Genomic DNA, 17,650 nt, shown 5'->3' with positions numbered 1-17,650 from the left:
CGGGGTCAGTGCGATCCGCCCGCCTTCGGTGCATTCGACGTCATGAGCTTGTCGGTGTAGGCAATGGCCATGGCCGAGAACAGGAACGCAATGTGGATCACGGTCTGCGCAATCAGCACGCGGTCGGTGTAGTTGTCCGCATTGATGAAGGTCTTCAGCAGGTGGATCGAGCTGATGCCGATGATGGCCGTGGCCAGCTTCACCTTGAGCACCGAGGCGTTCACATGGCTCAGCCATTCAGGCTGGTCGCGGTGGCCTTCCAGGTCCATGCGGCTCACGAAGGTCTCGTAGCCGCCCACGATCACCATGATGAGCAGGTTGGAGATCATCACCACGTCGATCAGCGCCAGCACCACCAGCATGATCACCGTCTCGTTGAGCGTGTCCACCGACGCGGTGGTCTTGTAGCCGATGCTGGTGACCAGCGCCTTCAGCGCTTCCTTGCTGCCGAACGCCGCCTCGACCAGGTGCAGCAGTTCGACCAGGAAGTGCACCACGTACACCGCCTGCGCCACGATCAGGCCCAGGTACAGCGGCAGCTGCAGCCAGCGGCTCGCGAAGATCAGCTTGGGCAGCGGACGCAGCGGCGAGCCACGGGCGGGAACGGGGGTCGGGGGGCGGTCGAAGGGATCGGGAGCGGACATTGGAGGGCTGGTTGGGAACGACCGGCGATTCTAGAGGTGCCCCCGTGACCGGCCCGTGATAACCCTGCGGACTAACATCGAACTGGATCAAGCTGTCAGTGACGCGTAAGTGACACGTCAGTGACCCGTAAGTGCGCCCGTCGACATTACGGCCGCACCCACCCAGGAGACAAGACAATGAGCAGCGCATCCAAGAACATCGAATCCGTGCTGGTCGAGAACCGCGTGTTCCCGCCCGACGCCCGCGCCAGCGCCGGCGCCCGCATCTCCGGCATGGCCGCCTACGACGCCCTGTGCAAGGAAGCCGAGCAGGACTTCGAGGGCTTCTGGTCCCGCCTGGCGAAGGACAACCTGCAGTGGACCAAGCCCTTCACCAGGACGCTGGACGAGTCGAAGGCGCCGTTCTACGAGTGGTTCGGCGACGGCGAGCTCAACGCCAGCGCCAACTGCCTGGACAGGCACATCGGCACCCCCGTGGAGAACAAGACCGCCATCGTCTTCGAGGCCGACGACGGCGCCGTCACCCGCGTCACCTACAAGGAACTGCTCGCCCGCGTGAGCCAGTTCGCCAACGCCCTGAAGGCTGCCGGCATCCAGAAGGGCGACCGCGTCATCGTCTACATGCCCATGACCGTGGAAGGCGTCATCGCCATGCAGGCGTGCGCGCGCATCGGCGCCACCCACAGCGTGGTGTTCGGCGGCTTCTCGGCCAAGGCCCTGCAGGAGCGCATCATCGATGCCGGCGCCGTGGCCGTCATCACCGCCAACTACCAGCTGCGCGGCGGCAAGGAACTGCCCCTCAAGGCCATCGTGGACGACGGCATCGCCATGGGCGGCTGCGAGTCGATCAAGACCGTGTTCGTCTATGAGCGCACGCCCACGGCCTGGAACCGCGTCGAGGGCCGCGACAAGAGCTTTGCCGAGGCGCTCCAGGGCCAGAGCACCGACTGCGCGCCCGTGCCGGTGAACGCCGAGCACCCGCTGTTCATCCTCTACACCTCCGGCTCCACCGGCAAGCCCAAGGGCGTGCAGCACGCCACCGGCGGCTACCTGCTGTGGGCCAAGCTCACCATGGACTGGACCTTCGACATCCGGCCCGAGGACGTGTTCTGGTGCACGGCTGACATCGGCTGGATCACCGGCCACACCTACGTGGCCTACGGCCCGCTCGCGGCCGGCGCCACCCAGGTGGTGTTCGAAGGCATCCCCACCTTCCCGCACGCGGGGCGCTTCTGGCAGATGATCGAGCAGCACAAGGTCAGCGTGTTCTACACCGCGCCCACCGCCATCCGCTCGCTCATCAAGGCGGCCGAAGGCGACGAGAAGGTGCATCCGAAGAACTGGGACCTGTCGAGCCTGCGCATCCTCGGCTCGGTGGGCGAGCCCATCAATCCCGAGGCCTGGATGTGGTACCACCGGAACATCGGCCGCGAGCAATGCCCGATCGTCGACACCTTCTGGCAGACCGAGACCGGCGGCCACGTGATCACGCCGCTGCCGGGCGCCACGCCGCTGGTGCCGGGCTCGTGCACGCTGCCGCTGCCGGGCATCATGGCCGCCATCGTGGACGAGACCGGCAAGGACCTGCCCAACGGCGCGGGCGGCATGCTGGTCATCAAGCGGCCCTGGCCCTCGATGATCCGCACCATCTGGAACGACCCCGAGCGTTTCAAGAAGAGCTACTTCCCCGAGGAGATGGGCGGCACGATCTACCTGGCGGGTGACGGCGCCGTGCGCAGCGCCGACCGTGGCTACTTCCGAATCACCGGGCGCATCGACGACGTGCTCAACGTCTCGGGCCACCGCCTGGGCACGATGGAGATCGAATCGGCGCTGGTGTCCAAGACCGACCTGGTGGCCGAGGCCGCGGTGGTGGGCCGTCCCGACGACGTGACGGGCGAGGCGGTGTGCGCCTTCGTGGTGCTCAAGCGCAGCCGCCCGACTGGCGAGGAGGCCAGGCAGATCGCCAACGAGCTGCGCAACTGGGTCGCCAAGGAGATCGGTCCCATCGCCAAGCCCAAGGACATCCGCTTCGGCGACAACCTGCCCAAGACGCGCAGCGGCAAGATCATGCGCCGCCTGCTGCGCAGCATCGCCAAGGGCGAGGCCATCACGCAGGACACCTCCACGCTGGAGAATCCGGCCATCCTGGATCAGTTGTCACAGACCAATTGACGGGCTGTGTAGGACACGGCCGTTAAAGGAAAGCAGGGGCCATGGCGGCCCGCGGCCTGAGGTAAAACCAGCGCAGCCGCCGTGCGCCGGGACGCACACGGCGGGTTCCGTTGTGTTCGATCCTTGCGAAGGAGGCCCCCATGGGCGTGAGATCTGCTTTCCTGTTCGTCATCCTGCTGTTGATCGCGGCCCTGGCCGCGCTCAACTGGGGAACACTGTCGACGCCCGTGCCGGTTTCGCTGGGCTTCATGACGATCACTGCGCCGCTCGGCCTCATGATGCTGGCACTGACGGTCGCGCTCGGTGTGTTCTTCCTGGTCTACGTGCTGTACCTGCACAGCTCGGTGCTGCTCGACGCCAAGCGCCACAACAAGGAAATGCAGGTGCAGCGCGACCTGGCCGACAAGGCCGAGGCCTCGCGCTTCACCGAGCTGCGCAATTTCCTCGAAGTGCAGGAGAACCGGCACATGGCGCAGAACGCCGAGCGGCATGCCTCGCTGCTGACGCGGCTCGGCCAGCTCGAAGGCGTGGTGCGCCAGCGCTCGGAGCAGTCCGACAACACGGTGGCCGCGCACATCGGGCAGCTCGAAGACCGCATCGAGCGCCGGCCGCTCCCCACGGACATCGATCCGCGGGTCTGAGGGCGATGCGGGCCTGTGCACGGCCCGCAAGGTTCAGCGCGTCAGCACCCAGGCTGCGAGCTTCTTGGCGTCGGCTTCGCTCACCTGCGTGTTGGCCGGCATCGGCACCGGTCCCCACACGCCTGAGCCGCCCTTGATGATCTTCGTCGCGAGCATGTCCGCCGCGGCGGCGTTGCCCTTGTACTTGGCCGCCACGTCCTTGAACGCGGGCCCGAGCACCTTGCGGTCCACCGCATGGCAGCTCATGCAGTTTTTCGACGTTGCCAGCGCCAGGTCTGCGAAGGCGGGTGCCGCCAGGCCCAGGCCCAGGACGGCGAACGACAGGAGTCTCTTCATGGGGATGTATTTCGTAATGGCTGGGTTACATTCGATCCAACGCGATTGTAGGTAGCGCCGTGCACCGGCCTCCGGAAGCGTTTCCAACAAACCCGAGGGATTCGCGATGCTTTTTCTGTTGCTGGGCCTGGTCGGCGTGGCCCTGAAATACCTGGAGGTGGGCATGGTCGCCGGCTGGAGCTGGTGGATCGTGCTGTCGCCTTTTGCCATGGCCATGGCGTGGTGGGCGTGGGCCGATTCGTCGGGCTACACCAAGCGCAAGGTCATCGAGCGCGAAGACCGGCGCAAGCAGGCCCGCATCGACCGCCAGCGCAGCAACATGGGCCTGCCGGGCAGCAAGGGCCAGCGGCCCAAGCGCTGAGCCGCGCGGACGGCCCGACGACCCCACGCACGACGGCGCCCCGATGGATGACGAAGCGACCCGGCAAGCGATGCTGGTGTTCGGGCTGTCGCTGTTTGCCGGGCCGGCCATTGGTGGATTGGCGGGTTGGCTCAAGGGCATGTTCTGGGGCGTGGGGATCGGTGCGCTGCTGATCGGCTGCGCCGGCCTCTATGGGGCTGCGACGATCGGCTGGAGCCGCTACCAGTCCATCGCGGGCACAACCAGCGTGCAGGGCAGCCTCGTCGAATTCGTCGACGAACGGAGCAAAGACGGCAACGGCCGCACCACGGTCTCGCGCGCGCCGGTCATCGAATACATCGCGGCCGACGGCCAGAAGCGCCGCGTCAAGGGGCTCGGCGGCGGGCTGCCCGACAAGGAGTGGGGCGATCCGGTCGAGGTGCGCTACAGCGTGGCCGACCCCGCGCAAGCCTTGGTGGCCGATTTCCAGAACATGTGGGGAGGCGTCTGGGGATTGGGCCTCTTCGGGCTGTTTCCGATGATGTTCGGGCTCTTCTTCACCGGCATGGCCATCAAGGAGGGGCGCCGCCCGGCCAGTGCACCAGCGGTGCGCACGGCCACGCCCGCGCAGCAGCGCTGGCGCACGCGCGGCACCGTGGGGGCCAACCTTGTGTTCCTGGCCGGGTTCGCAGTCTGCTTTCTCTATCCCGACGAGCGCCTGGGCCGCGCGCTGGGTGCGGGCTTCATGACCATCGGCGCCGGCGCCTTGCTGCACTTCATCGTGCAGAGCCTGCCGCCGTCGATGGAATTCGAGTTCCGCAGCATCCTCGCGATCGTCGGCCTCGGCTTCCTGGCCTTCGGCTACGGCGCGTGGATGATGGCCTGAACGCGGCTCAGAACTTGTCGAGCACCGCGCCCGAGCTCGCGCTCGAGGCATTGAATGCGAACTTGGCCTGCACGCCGCGGGTGTAGCGCGGCGCCGGCGGCTTCCAGCCTTCGCGGCGCTTGGCAAGCTCGGCCTCGGGCACGTTGAGTTCGAGCACCAGCTTGTGCGCGTCGATGGTGATCGAGTCGCCTTCGTTCACGAAGGCAATGGTGCCGCCGGCTGCCGCCTCGGGCGCGACGTGGCCGACCACCATGCCCCAGGTGCCGCCCGAGAAGCGGCCGTCGGTGATGAGGCCCACGCTCTCGCCCAGGCCGGCGCCGATGAGCGCGCCGGTGGGGGCCAGCATCTCGGGCATGCCCGGGCCGCCCTTGGGACCCAGGTAGCGCAGCACCATCACGTCGCCGGCCTTGATCTTGCCGTCCAGGATGGCCTTGAGCGCCGACTGCTCGTCGTCGAATACGCGCGCCGGGCCGGTGATCACCGGGTTCTTCAGGCCGGTGATCTTGGCGACCGCGCCTTCGGGCGACAGGTTGCCCTTGAGGATGGCCAGGTGGCCTTCGTCGTACATCGGCTTGTCGATCGGGCGGATCACGTCCTGGTCGGCGCGCGGCACGTCGGGCACGTCCTTCAGCACTTCGGCAATCGTCTGGCCCGTGATGGTGATGCAGTCGCCGTGCAGGAGGCCCGCATTCAGCAGCACCTTCATGACCTGCGGAATGCCGCCGGCCTGGTGCAGGTCGACCGCGAGGTACTTGCCCGAGGGCTTCAGGTCGCACAGCACCGGCACCTTCTTGCGCATGCGCTCGAAATCGTCGATGGACCACTCGACCTCGGCCGCGTGCGCGATGGCCAGGAAGTGCAGCACCGCGTTGGTGGAGCCGCCGGTGGCCATGATGACGGCCACGGCGTTCTCGATCGCCTTCTTGGTCACGATGTCGCGCGGCTTGATGTCCTTCTTGATTGCCTCGATCAGCACCTTGGCCGATTCCTTGGCCGAGTTGGCCTTCTCGTCGTGCGGGTTCGCCATGGTCGAGGAGTAGGGCAGCGAGATGCCCAGCGCCTCGAACGCGCTGGACATGGTGTTGGCCGTGTACATGCCGCCGCAGGAGCCCGTGCCCGGAATGGCGCGCTTCTCGATCTCGTGCAGGTCTTCGTCGCTCATGTTGCCGGCGGCGTTCTGGCCCACGGCTTCGAACACGCTCACGATGTTGAGGTCCTGCCCTTTGTAGCGGCCCGGCAGGATGGTGCCGCCGTAGACGTAGATGGCGGGCACGTTGGCGCGCAGCATGCCCATGAGGCCGCCGGGCATGTTCTTGTCGCATCCACCGACCACCAGCACGCCGTCCATCCACTGGCCGCCCACGCAGGTCTCGATGCAGTCCGAAATGACTTCGCGGCTCACCAGCGAATACTTCATGCCTTCGGTGCCCATGGCCATGCCGTCGGAGATGGTGGGCGTGCCGAACACCTGGGCATTGCCGCCGGCTTCCTCGATGCCCTCGATGGCCGCATCGGCCAGCTTCTGCAGGCCCGAGTTGCACGGCGTGATGGTGCTGTGGCCGTTGGCGACGCCGACCATCGGCTTCTTGAAGTCGCTTTCCTCGTAGCCCATGGCGTAGAACATCGAGCGGTTCGGCGCGCGGCTCTTGCCTTCGACGATGTTGGCGCTGCGGCGGTTGATCTGGATCGGCTTGGTGTCCATGGTGTCTCTTGTGTCGTGGGGGAGATCGGGGGACACAAGTATCGGACTTCTCACTGATTCATTCCAATCCATTTTTTAATGCGGATTGATATGCTCGGCATATGAAGGAAACTCTGATCGACCTGCGCGCCTGGCGCCAGTTCGTGGCCGTGGCCGAAGAGCTGCATTTCGGACGCGCCGCCGCGCGGCTGCACATGACCCAGCCACCGGTCACCCAGGCCATTGCGCAGCTCGAGAAAACGCTGGGCGTGCAGCTGTTCGACCGCACGCGCCGGCGCGTGGCGCTCACGCCCGCCGGCGAGGCGCTGCTGCCCGATGTGCGCGAACTGCTGGCGCGGGCGCAGGCCCTGCCCGAGCGCGCGCGGGCCGCGGCGGCGGGGCAGGTGGGGCGCGTTCGCATCGCCTTCGTCTCCACCATCGGCTTCGAGAAGCTGCCGGCCTGGGTGCGCGAGTTCCGCGTGCTGTGCCCGGAGGTGGCGCTCGAACTGGTGGAGGCCACAGGCGACGTGCAGCTCGAAGCGCTTGCGCGCGGCGACATCGACGCCGGCCTGATGCTGCATTCGCCGGGGGCCGCGCCTCCGGGGCTCGCCCGGCTGCCGGTCGAGCAGGAATCGCTGGTGCTCGCCATGCCGGAACAGCATCGGCTGGCGGACGCGACACCCGTGCCGCTGGCCGAGGTGCTGGCCGAACCGCTGGTGATCTTCCCGCGGCGCATCGTGCCTTCGCTGCACGATGCGGTCATCGGCCTGTACCACGCGGCCGGCCGGGTGCCGCAGGTGGCGCAGGAGGCCATCCAGATGCAGACCATCGTCAACCTGGTGTCGGGCGGCATCGGTGTGGCCTGGGTGCCTCACAGCGTCATGCAGTTCCGGCGTGCGGGCGTGGTGTACCGGCAGGCGCAGGCGTTCAAGGGCGCGGGCCGCGCCCGGGTGGCGCTGCCCGCCTGCGAGACCAGCCTCGTGTGGCCTGCGCCCGCCACGCAGCCGGCGCTGGCGCGCTTCGTGGCGTTCGTGCGGGAGCGCACGCACAAGGACGGCTGAGCCGGCGTGCCGTGCCAGCGGGCGCCGCGCGCCCCGGGGCACAATCGGCGCCATGCTCATGTATCCGCAGATCAATCCCGTCGCCCTGCAGCTCGGACCCGTTGCCATCCACTGGTATGGCCTGACCTACCTGGCCGCGTTCGCACTGTTCTATTTTCTCGGCACGCGCCGCCTGAGGCATGAGCCATATCGCTCGCTTGCCGGCGCGGGCGCGTGGCAGCGCAAGGACATCGAGGACATTCTCTTCCTGGGCGTGATGGGCGTCATCGTGGGCGGGCGGCTCGGCTACTGCCTGTTCTACAAACCCGACTTCTATCTCACGCATCCGCTCGAAATCCTCTACGTGTGGCAGGGCGGCATGAGCTTTCACGGCGGCCTCTTGGGCGTGATCGGCGCGATGCTCTGGTTCGCTCGTTCGCGCGCCCGGCCGTTCTGGCAGGTGATGGACTTCGTCTCGCCCTGCGTGCCGACCGGCCTGGCCGCGGGCCGCGTGGGCAACTTCATCAACGGCGAACTCTGGGGCCGCTTCAGCAGCCCGGACCTGCCCTGGGGCATGGTGTTTCCGCAGAGCGGCTCGATGCTGCCGCGCCATCCCTCGCAGGTCTACCAGTTCCTGCTCGAGGGCCTTCTTCTGTTCGCCATCATGTGGCTCTACGCACGCAAGGAACGCAAGGAAGGGCAGGTGGCCGCGGTGTTCCTGATCGGCTACGGCGTGCTGCGGTTCGTTGCCGAATACTTCCGCGAGCCCGACGATTTTCTCGGCCTTCGCGCCCTCAGCCTGAGCCAGGGCCAGTGGCTCAGCGTGCCCATGGTGATCTTCGGCATCGGCCTGTGGCTCTGGGCGGCTCGCCGCCCCCGGCTGGCGAGGGCCTGAGCCAGCGGCGGCGCTCAGGGTAAGTCCGGGCCGGGCACGGGCTGCGCGGCCTTGTGCCGGACCGGACGGCGGCTCACAATTACCCGTAATTACAGGAAATTACGCCCTTTCTTGCTGCCTGAACCATGCGCCTGGTCCCCAACTCCCTGCACGACGAAGTGGCCGCCACGCTGCGCGAGCAGATCTTCGCGGGTGTGCTGGTGCCGGGCAGCTTCCTGGACGAGGCCGCGCTGTGCGAAAGGTTGTCGATCTCGCGCACCCCGTTGCGCGAGGCGCTCAAGGTGCTCACGGCCGAAGGCCTGCTGCGGCACGAACCGCGGCGCGGCTGCTTCGTGCGCGAGGTGACGGAGCGCGACCTGGACGAGATCTTTCCGGTCATTGCGCTGCTCGAGGGCCGTTGCGCCTACGAGGCGGCCCGCAACGCGAGCGATGCGGAGCTCAGCGAACTGGACACACTGCACGAACGGCTGGTGCGCCACGCCAAGGCCAAGCGCATCAACGACTACTACGCCACCAACCACCTGATCCACGAAGCCATCATCCAGCTGGCCGACAACAAGTGGCTGGCGCAGGTGATCGGCGACCTGCGCAAGATCCTCAAGCTCGCGCGGCTGCAACAGCTGCATGCGCCGGGCCGGCTGGAGCAGAGCCTGTCGGAACACCTGGCGGTGTTCGCGGCGCTCAAGGCGCGCGACAGCGAAGGCGCGGACGCCGCCATGCGCACGCACCTGACGCGCCAGCGCGAGGCATTGCGCGCGGTGGCGCGGCAGCAGAAATCCAGGGTGATGTCATGAACCGCGTGATGAAAGACATCTCCGCAAACCAGGGCGTTGGAGTTTGTCGATGAGTGCGACCGAGTGGTTCCAGGCGCGTTTGCGTTCTGGCGAGAAGTCCGGCAGCAAGGTGCCCGTGGCACCCGAGGGCGCTGCGCGCAGCGCGCCGCGGACCAGCGCCAAGCCCAGCGTGCGCTCGACCGCCGAGCGCATGCAGGCCACCTTGCGCAGGGCCGACGAAGCGCTGTCGCCGCGCGCGCTGCGCCGCGTGCTCGCCGCCTTGCAGGCCGTGATCGATCCGCGCGTGAGCGAGGTCGAGGGCGGGCGCCGGGCCCATGCCATTGCCACCGCTTATGCCAGCGCCACGCCCGAGGAGCGGCGCGACTACTGGGCACTGATGAGCGAGCATTTCGCGGCCGATCCGCAAAAGCTCAAGTCCGCGCGCGACCAGCACCAGGCCGCGGTCGGAACGCCCGACGAAGGCCAGGCCGAGCTGAAGCTGCGGCGCGCGCTGGTGTCGCCGCGCATGCGTCTCTTGCAGCGCTTCGCGGTCGAGCCGGAGGGCATGCGCTTCCTGGTCGACCTGCGTGCCGAACTGCTGCCGTTCCTCAAGTCCGACAAGCGGCTGATCGCGCTCGACGCCGAGCTGGAACACCTGTTCTCGACCTGGTTCGACGTCGCGTTCCTCGAACTGCGGCGCATCGACTGGAACTCCCCGGCGTCGCTGATCGAGAAGCTGATCCGCTACGAGGCGGTGCACGACATCAAGAGCTGGACCGACGTGAAGAACCGGCTGGACGACAGCGACCGCCGCTGCTACGGCTTCTTCCATCCGCGGCTTCCCAACGAGCCGCTGATCTTCGTCGAGGTTGCGCTGGTCGACCGCATCAGCGACGGCATCGCGCCGCTGCTCGACGAAGCCGCGGTGCCCATGCTGCCTGCCAAGGCGACGACCGCCATCTTCTATTCGATCAGCAACACCCAGAACGGCCTTCGGGGCGTGAGCTTCGGCGATTCGCTCATCAAGCGCGTGGTCGAGACGCTGCAGGAAGAGCTCCCGCGCCTGAAGGTCTTCGCCACGCTCTCGCCGGTTCCGGGCTTTCGCAGCTGGCTGGCCCGAAACGCGGCAGAGCTGCTGCCGCGCCTGGACGAAAAGCGCGAGGCCGAAATCGGCCGCCTCGTCGGATCGCTGCCGCCGACTGCCGACCGGCTGCTCGCGGCGGTGGAGAACACGGCCGGCCTCGATGCGAGGTCGCCGCTGCGCCAATGGCTGCTGCAGGCCGCGGCCGAATACCTCGGCCACGCGCTGGTCGACGGTACGCCGGCCGATCCGGTGGCGCGTTTTCACCTGGGCAACGGCGCGCGCGTGGAGCGGCTCAACTGGGCCGGCGATCCATCGCCCAAGGGGCACAGGCAGTCTTATGGACTCATGGTGAATTACCTCTACGATCTCAAGCGCCTGGACAAGCATCGCGCGTGGTTGGCAGAGGGGAAGGTGGCGGTTTCGGGGGATGTCGAAAGCCTGTTCTTCAAAAAAGGCTGAGATCTGAAAGAAAAAGTCCGGCGCGCGAGGCGCCGGCGGCCGCAAGGCGCGGCTCATCCACAACGACAGGAGATGACAGATGACTCAGAGTTTTCAACGACGCGACGTGCTGCGCCTGGCCGCGGCCGGTGCCGCCGTTCTGTGCGGCGGCGCCGCGCGTGCGCAGGGGAGCGGCTGGCCAACGCGGCCGGTGAACATGATCGTGCCGTTTCCGGCCGGTGGCGGCACCGATGCCTTCGCACGTCCGCTCTCGGCGCAGTTCGCCAAGGTGGCCGGCCAGACGCTGGTCATCGACAACCGCGGCGGCGCCGGGGGCACGGTGGGCGCCAGCATCGCGTCCAAGGCCCAGCCCGACGGCTACACGCTCTTCATGGGCGCGGTGCACCACGCGATCGCACCGTCGATCTATCCCAAGCTCGACTACGACATCGAGAAGGACTTCGTGCCGCTGATGCTGCTGGCCAACGTGCCGCAGGTGGTGGTGGTCAATCCGCGCCGCGTCACGGCCAACACCCTGCAGGAATTCGTTGCCGCCGCCAAGCGCAACCCCGGCAAGCTCAACTACGGTTCGGCCGGCTCCGGCACTTCGCACCACCTGGCGGGCGAACTGTTCAAGCTCCAGACCGGCACCTTCATCACCCACATTCCGTACCGTGGCGCGGGCCCCGCGCTGTCCGACCTGATTGCCGGCAACGTCGACCTGATGTTCGACGGCCTGGGTTCTTCCGCCCAGCACATCAAGGGCGGGCGCATCAAGGCCCTGATGGTGGCGGGCAGCAAGCGCAACCCGGCGTTCCCCGACGTGCCCTGCGCCGCCGAAGTGGGCCTGCCCGACTACACCGTCACCACCTGGTACGGGCTCTGGGCGCCCAAGGGCACCCCGGCCGACATCCAGGCGAAGGTCGTCGAGGACATGAAGAAGGCCCTCGCGACCGACGAGCTCAAGGCCATCTGGGCTCAGAACGGCTCGGAGATCCCGAACCTCACCATGGCGTCGTACGGCGGCTTCGTCAACGCCGAGATCAAGCGCTGGGCCGCGGTGGTGAAGGCCTCGGGCGCCAAGCTCGAGTAATGGAAGAGCGCCAGGTTTCGCTGCGCCGCGAGGGTGCCACCGCGTTCGTCACCTTGTCGAACGCGGGGCGCCTCAACGCCATGACGCGCGGCATGTGGCGCCAGCTGCGTGCCGTGTTCGACGGTATCGCAGAGGCGCCCGATGAGGGATTGCGCTGCGTCGTGATGCGCGGCGAAGGCGGCGCCTTCTGCGCCGGGGGCGACATTTCCGAGTACCCCTCGTTCCGCTTCGGCGAAGCCACGCTGCGCGAATTCCACGAGAGCGACGTCTGGGGTGCGCTGCAGGCCGTGCTCGACTGCCCGCTGCCGGTGGTGGCGCAGATCGAAGGCGCGTGCATGGGCGCGGGCATCGAGATCGCGAGCTGCTGCGACATCCGGCTTGCCGGTGCCTCCGCGAGGTTTGGCGCCCCGATCGCGAAGCTCGGATTTCCGATGGCGCCGCGCGAAGCGGCGCTGGTCCATGGCGCCATCGGCGACGTGCTGGCGCGCGACATGCTGCTGGCCGCCGGCGTGCATGGCGCACAGCGCCTTTATGACGCCGGCTTTCTGCTGCAGGTGCTGCCCGACAACGAGGTGGCGGCGGCCGTGCTGGCCCATGCCCAACGCATCGCGTCGCTGGCGCCGCAGGCCGCGCGCCTGCACAAGCGCACCTTCGCCATGCTGAGGGCCGGAGCGCCAGCCACGCAGGCCTTGCTCGCCACCGCCTACGATTACGCCGACTCCGCCGAGCACCGCGAAGGCATCGACGCCTTTCTCGCCAAGCGCACTCCGAATTTCTGAAGAAACTCCCGATGAAGACGAAAGCCAACTCCAACCTGTTCGCCGCGCTGCGCGCGGCCTTTCCCGCGGACCTCGACGGCATTGCCGTGGAAACCGAGAACGGCCTGTTCTATTCGTGGCGGGACCTCGAGCGCGGCAGCGCCATGATGGCGAACCTGCTCGGCGCACTGGGCTTGGAAGAGGGCGCCCGCATCGCGGTGCAGGTCGAGAAATCGGTCGAGGCGATGATCCTCTATCTCGCCACGCTGCGTGCCGGCTATGTGTTCCTGCCCCTCAACACCGCCTACCAGAGCGCCGAGATCGAATACTTCGTCGGCAACGCCGAACCGGCCGTGGTGGTGTGCACCAGCCGCAATGCCCCGTGGGTCGGGCCCATCGCCAACGCCGCGGGTACGCGGCATGTGTTCACGCTGGACGACGACCGCACCGGCACGCTGCTCGAAGTGGCCGCGCAATGCAGCGACCAGCATCAGGTCGCGGCAAGGAATGAGGACGACCTCGCCGCCATCCTCTACACCAGCGGCACCACCGGCCGCAGCAAGGGCGCGATGCTTACGCACGGCAACCTGCTGTCGAACGCCGAGGTGCTCAAGGACTATTGGGGCTGGACGAAGGGCGACGTGCTGGTCCATGCGCTGCCCATCTTCCACGTGCACGGGCTTTTCGTGGCGCTGCACGGGGCACTGCTCAACGGCAGCAAGATGATCTGGTTCTCGAAGTTCGACCCGAAGCGCGTGGTCGAGAAGCTGCCCGAGGCCACGGTGTTCATGGGCGTGCCCACGCTCTATGTGCGGCTCCTGGCCGAGCCCGGGCTCACGCGCGATGCAGTGCGCAACATGCGCCTCTTCATCGCGGGCTCCGCGCCGCTGCTCATCGAGACCTTCGACGAATGGCGCGAACGCACCGGCCACACCATCCTGGAGCGCTACGGCATGAGCGAGACGGTGATGCTCACTTCCAATCCCTTCAGCGCCGCGCAGGGCGAGCGCCGCGGCGGCACGGTCGGTTTCGCGTTGCCGGGCGTGCAGCTGCGCGTGCGCGACGACAGCGGCCGCGACTGCACGACCGACGAGATCGGCAACATCCAGGTCAGCGGCCCGAACGTGTTCATCGGCTACTGGCGCATGCCTGAAAAAACGAAGGAAGAGTTCACCGCCGACGGTTTCTTCAAGACCGGCGACGTCGGCAAGATCGACGGCCGCGGCTACATCACCATCGTCGGGCGCAGCAAGGACCTGATCATCAGCGGCGGCTACAACGTCTACCCGGCCGAGATCGAGGGCTACATCAACGAACTGCCCGGCGTGGCCGAGAGCGCGGTGGTCGGCGTGCCGCACCCCGACTTCGGCGAAGTGGGCGTGGCCATCGTCGTTCCCAAGCCTGGCGCGGCGGTCGACGCGGACGCGATCGTTGCGGAACTCAAGGCCAGGCTCGCCAACTTCAAGATTCCGAAGCGCTGCTTCGTGGTAAATGAGCTGCCGCGCAACACCATGGGCAAGGTCCAGAAGGCGCTGCTGCGGGAGCGGCACAAGGGGCTGTTCGCCTAGTGCCTGTCGTACGCTAGGCCGGGCCCAGCCCGTTCACGAGCCCGCTGCGCGCGTGGCAGTTGATGTACTCGTAGCTCTGCTCGTCCGCCTTCAGCACCGACACCTCGTGGTACACGCGCAGCTGCAGCTCAAAGTTCAGCGCCTGCACGTAGCGCATGAAGCTGCCGAAGATCGCGACGTGGGTCGGGTGCGATTCGGCCCAGCGTTCCATGTCGGCCAGCGAGCGCCAGAAGCTCAGGCCAAACGATTTTTCGAGCGTCGACCCCTTGGCATCCAGGTGGTGCATGTAGCGGTTGCTGTAGCAGCCGATCCCAAGGCCCTGGTCGCGCAGGAAGTCCATGCCTTCGCGCAGCACGGGTTCCATCTCTTCGAGATAGAGCGTGCGTTCCTGGCCCGTGGTGTCGACCCATTCCTGGCCGGAGCGGATCATCGCGATGTTCTCGTGGCCCGCCACGCGCACGCGCTGCCCGGGTGCGGGAGCGCCTGCAACGATGGCCCGCACGCCCGAAGGCGCCATGGCATCGGTCTGCGACAACGGGATCCGGTCGCGCATCGATCCCCAGTAGCCATGCTCCTGCAGCTCGCCGCTCACGCCGCCCATCACCACGCCAACGCCTTCGAGGCGGTCCGGCGTGTTGAACATGGTCTCGAAGCGCTCGGCGCGTGGCGAGACGATCTCGCGGAAGTAGCCGAGGCCATCGCTCAACCGTTCGTCCGAGCGCCACCATGCATCGACCCCGGGCGCCGCGCACCAGCACGCATGCGCGGCAGGGTCGTCCCAGTAGGCGATGGCGATCATGTTGTCGAAGCCGTCGGCGTCGACATGGTGCGCAAAGTCGTGGTGGCCCGGGCCGTCGGGCAACGCGAAGCCGGCTGCGATCTTCATCAGCGCCTCGCAGGCACGGCCCTGCATGGCGGCGCCGCGCGACTGCACGCCGAAATAGCCCATCACGACCTGCTTGACCGCGGCGGGCGCGCGCGCCGACCAGACGGGGTAGGGCGGCGCATAGTCGTCCTCCACGCGGCGATGGCGCGTGCGAGGGCATTTCAAGTGCTCGGCAATGGCGGATTCCATGGCGTGCCTCCGTGTCTCAGGCGGCAAGCGGTTGCGGGCGCGGCTGGGCGGCCGGCTCGGGCGTGGCGACGATGGCCTCGAACGCGCCGCCTTCGGCCTCCGGTGCGTGTTGCACCACCATCGGCTCGCGGCGCGCCTTGTTCAGCAACAGCTGCGTGACGTCGGGCCGCGAATAGTGGCCGCTCGGGTCCGCCGCCGCCTTGGCGAGCGAGATCATTCCAAGATCGATGTCGGCAATCACCAGGCCCTCCTGGTCTTCGGCCAGCGGCGTGCCAAGCGGCGATCCGTCCGGTGCATAGATGCGCGCAAAGCCGCCGCCCACGCGCAGCATCTGCTGCTTGCCCGCATCGGTGCACATGAGGTCGCTCATCGCCTGCGAGACGGTGGCGCACGGTGCGACGACGAAGCACTGGCCCTCGGCCGCGTACACCTGGCTCGCGGCATTGTTGAGCTCGGGGCCGAGCGCATAGGCCGCGCCGCGGTAGAGCGAAAAGCTCGGCCAGGCGCCGCAGTGGATCTGCTCGTTCTGCGCATACATGGCGTACTTGCTGAGCGGCTGGAGATGCTCCCAGCACGACAGCGATCCGATGTTTCCGATGGGTGTTTCGACCACGGCCAGGTCGGAGCCGTCGCCCTCGCCGTAGACGGTGCGCTCCACGTGCGTGGGCTTGAGCTTGCGGCGCGTCTGCACCGTGTTGCCCTGGTCGTCGAACAGCGCCTGCGCAATGTAGAGGCTGCCTGCGGCCTTTTCGCTGTAGCCCAGCGACACCCAGATCTTGAGCTTGCGCGCCGCTTCCCTGATGCGGTCGAACTCGGCCGAGCCCACCACCAGCGAGTTGTCGTGGTAGCGCTGCACGAACTGCATGCCCCACGCCGGCGAGTCGAGCCAGATCCACCAGGGGTAGCCCGGCACCCAGGTTTCGGGAAAAGCGATGAGCTTCACGCCCTGGCCGGCCGCCTGGGCCATGAGGTCGATGGTCTTGTCGATGGTGCCGTCGAGATCGAGGAACACGGGCGCGGCCTGCACGGCGGCGACGCGCAGCTTGGGATGAACGGTGGTGGGCATGGCAGGTCTCCAGGAGCTTTGGGGGGTGATGAAACAACTTCGCACACGCCGCACCGGGTTTGCGCGGTGGCATGCGGGTTGCTTCAAGCGTAGATTCGCCGCCGCGAAACGCCTTGATCCGGACTTGCGGCGTTCTTGTTCCAGCGTTGCATGCCTCTTCGTCCAGTCACCCCAGGAACCCCGATGAACTCCCTGCTCAGCACCGATGCCGTTCCGCGCGGCCAGCGGCTTGCCTACTGGACCGACATGATCTGCAACGTCTACGTGCAGCTGGGCTGCGACCCGGTGCGTGAAGGCGACACGGGCGATTTCGAGGGCAGCATCCGCCAGCACACGCTGCCGAGCCTCGATGTGTCGGTGGTCAATTCGGGCCCGCAGAAGGTCATGCGCACCCCGGGCCACATCTCGCGCTCGGGGGACGACTATTTCCTGGTCAGCATCCAGGCGCGCGGGCGAGGCGTGGTGCGGCAGGACGGGCGCGACGCCGTGCTGGCGGCGGGCGACTTCGCGCTGTACGACAGCACGCGTCCCTACGAGCTGCTGTTCGACGACAGCTTCGAGCAGATCGTGCTCAAGCTCCCGGGCGAGCGCCTGCGCAGCGAGCTGCACGACACCGAGGCGCTGACGGCCACCACCGTGTCGGGCCGCGAGGGCGCAGGGCACCTGCTGCTCGGCATGATCCGCACGCTGCGCGAAGACATCGATGCGCTGCAACCCGCCTCGGCGCTGGCGGTGGCCAATGGCGTCCAGAGCATCCTGGTCGCGGGTCTGCAGACGCTGCCCGCCGCGCGCTCGCCGGGCCTGAGCAGCCTCACGGCCTACCACCTGGCACGCGTGAAGCGGCGCATCGACGAGCAGCTGGCCGACCCCTCGCTCTCGGTGGGCAGCCTCGCGGCGGAACTCGGCGTGTCGTCAAGCCATATCCACCGCGTCTTCAAGAGCGAGCCGCTCACGCCGTCGCAGTACATCTGGGAGCGCCGGCTCGAAGCCTGCAGCCGGGATCTGCTCGATCCGCGCCTGGCTGGGCGGCCCGTGGCCGACATTGCCTACGGCCGCGGCTTCAACGATGCCGCGCACTTCAGCCGCACCTTTCGCGAACGCTTCGGCTGCTCGCCGCGCGAGTGGCGGCAGCAGCGCGTTCAATAGCCGCACAAGAA

General features: G+C 67.5%; 17 protein-coding genes. 12 read left to right on the top strand and 5 right to left on the bottom strand.

Translation table 11 applies throughout. The annotated features are described in order from the left end of the window. Positions 1-5: 5 nt before the first annotated feature. Positions 6-644, bottom strand: coding sequence for a YqhA family protein (locus tag ABID97_RS17530; RefSeq protein WP_354399694.1), 639 nt, complete (start codon positions 642-644; stop codon positions 6-8). A gap of 177 nt (positions 645-821) precedes the next feature. Between ABID97_RS17530 and acs the strand changes: the two genes are divergently transcribed. Both acs and ABID97_RS17520 read left to right on the top strand, forming a co-directional pair. Further along, positions 822-2,819, top strand: coding sequence for an acetate--CoA ligase (gene acs / locus ABID97_RS17525; protein ID WP_354399693.1), 1,998 nt, complete (start codon positions 822-824; stop codon positions 2,817-2,819). A gap of 140 nt (positions 2,820-2,959) precedes the next feature. Further along, positions 2,960-3,460: a LapA family protein gene (locus ABID97_RS17520; protein WP_354399692.1), complete on the top strand. Its 501-nt coding sequence runs from the start codon at positions 2,960-2,962 to the stop codon at positions 3,458-3,460. 33 nt (positions 3,461-3,493) lie between these two features. Here ABID97_RS17520 and ABID97_RS17515 read toward each other — a convergent pair whose 3' ends face one another. Then, positions 3,494-3,796, bottom strand: a complete 303-nt coding sequence (locus tag ABID97_RS17515) for a c-type cytochrome (protein ID WP_354399691.1) — start codon at positions 3,794-3,796, stop codon at positions 3,494-3,496. A gap of 106 nt (positions 3,797-3,902) precedes the next feature. Between ABID97_RS17515 and ABID97_RS17510 the strand changes: the two genes are divergently transcribed. Both ABID97_RS17510 and ABID97_RS17505 read left to right on the top strand, forming a co-directional pair. Further along, on the top strand, positions 3,903-4,157 hold the full coding sequence (locus ABID97_RS17510) for a TIGR04438 family Trp-rich protein (protein WP_354399690.1): 255 nt from the start codon (positions 3,903-3,905) through the stop codon (positions 4,155-4,157). Between the two features lie 43 nt (positions 4,158-4,200). After that, positions 4,201-5,022, top strand: coding sequence for a DUF3592 domain-containing protein (locus tag ABID97_RS17505; protein WP_354399689.1), 822 nt, complete (start codon positions 4,201-4,203; stop codon positions 5,020-5,022). 7 nt (positions 5,023-5,029) lie between these two features. Here the strand turns inward: ABID97_RS17505 and ilvD are convergent, their stop codons facing one another. Then, entirely contained in the window at positions 5,030-6,724 is a 1,695-nt protein-coding gene (gene ilvD / locus ABID97_RS17500) for a dihydroxy-acid dehydratase (RefSeq protein ID WP_354399688.1), read from the bottom strand. A gap of 101 nt (positions 6,725-6,825) precedes the next feature. Here ilvD and ABID97_RS17495 point away from each other — a divergent pair, with 101 nt between their 5' ends. The 7 genes from ABID97_RS17495 (at position 6,826) to ABID97_RS17465 (ending at position 14,352) form a co-directional block, all read left to right on the top strand. Next, positions 6,826-7,764 carry a LysR family transcriptional regulator gene (locus ABID97_RS17495; RefSeq protein WP_354399687.1) on the top strand — a complete coding sequence of 313 codons (939 nt, stop codon included), beginning with the start codon at positions 6,826-6,828 and terminating at the stop codon, positions 7,762-7,764. A gap of 52 nt (positions 7,765-7,816) precedes the next feature. Next, on the top strand, positions 7,817-8,638 hold the full coding sequence (gene lgt, locus ABID97_RS17490; RefSeq protein WP_354399686.1) for a prolipoprotein diacylglyceryl transferase: 822 nt from the start codon (positions 7,817-7,819) through the stop codon (positions 8,636-8,638). Positions 8,639-8,763: 125 nt separating this feature from the next. Further along, positions 8,764-9,432, top strand: a complete 669-nt coding sequence (locus ABID97_RS17485; RefSeq protein ID WP_354399685.1) for a GntR family transcriptional regulator — start codon at positions 8,764-8,766, stop codon at positions 9,430-9,432. A gap of 49 nt (positions 9,433-9,481) precedes the next feature. Then, positions 9,482-10,954 (top strand): malonyl-CoA decarboxylase, encoded by a 1,473-nt coding sequence (locus tag ABID97_RS17480; protein ID WP_354399684.1) that lies wholly within the window; start codon positions 9,482-9,484, stop codon positions 10,952-10,954. 79 nt (positions 10,955-11,033) lie between these two features. Further along, positions 11,034-12,026 carry a Bug family tripartite tricarboxylate transporter substrate binding protein gene (locus ABID97_RS17475; RefSeq protein ID WP_354399683.1) on the top strand — a complete coding sequence of 331 codons (993 nt, stop codon included), beginning with the start codon at positions 11,034-11,036 and terminating at the stop codon, positions 12,024-12,026. Beyond that, positions 12,026-12,805, top strand: coding sequence for an enoyl-CoA hydratase/isomerase family protein (locus ABID97_RS17470; protein ID WP_354399682.1), 780 nt, complete (start codon positions 12,026-12,028; stop codon positions 12,803-12,805). The genes ABID97_RS17475 and ABID97_RS17470 overlap by 1 nt, the downstream gene beginning before the upstream one ends. An 11-nt stretch (positions 12,806-12,816) precedes the next feature. After that, the gene (locus tag ABID97_RS17465; RefSeq protein ID WP_354399681.1) at positions 12,817-14,352 is read left to right on the top strand and encodes a malonate--CoA ligase; all 1,536 of its coding nucleotides are present in this window, start codon (positions 12,817-12,819) and stop codon (positions 14,350-14,352) included. A gap of 13 nt (positions 14,353-14,365) precedes the next feature. Here the strand turns inward: ABID97_RS17465 and ABID97_RS17460 are convergent, their stop codons facing one another. Together ABID97_RS17460 and ABID97_RS17455 are read right to left on the bottom strand one after the other, a co-directional pair. Next, positions 14,366-15,427 carry a phenylacetaldoxime dehydratase family protein gene (locus ABID97_RS17460; RefSeq protein ID WP_354399680.1) on the bottom strand — a complete coding sequence of 354 codons (1,062 nt, stop codon included), beginning with the start codon at positions 15,425-15,427 and terminating at the stop codon, positions 14,366-14,368. 16 nt (positions 15,428-15,443) lie between these two features. Continuing rightward, complete coding sequence (locus ABID97_RS17455; protein WP_354399679.1) at positions 15,444-16,493, bottom strand: carbon-nitrogen hydrolase family protein; 1,050 nt, start codon at positions 16,491-16,493, stop codon at positions 15,444-15,446. Positions 16,494-16,676: 183 nt separating this feature from the next. On the opposite strand from ABID97_RS17455, the gene ABID97_RS17450 reads away from it, so the two are divergent. Next, positions 16,677-17,639: an AraC-like ligand-binding domain-containing protein gene (locus ABID97_RS17450; RefSeq protein WP_354399678.1), complete on the top strand. Its 963-nt coding sequence runs from the start codon at positions 16,677-16,679 to the stop codon at positions 17,637-17,639. Positions 17,640-17,650: the final 11 nt, after the last annotated feature.

Source organism: Variovorax sp. OAS795 (assembly GCF_040546685.1).
Taxonomy (GTDB): domain Bacteria; phylum Pseudomonadota; class Gammaproteobacteria; order Burkholderiales; family Burkholderiaceae_C; genus Variovorax.
This window is presented reverse-complemented; position numbering and strand designations above follow the sequence as displayed.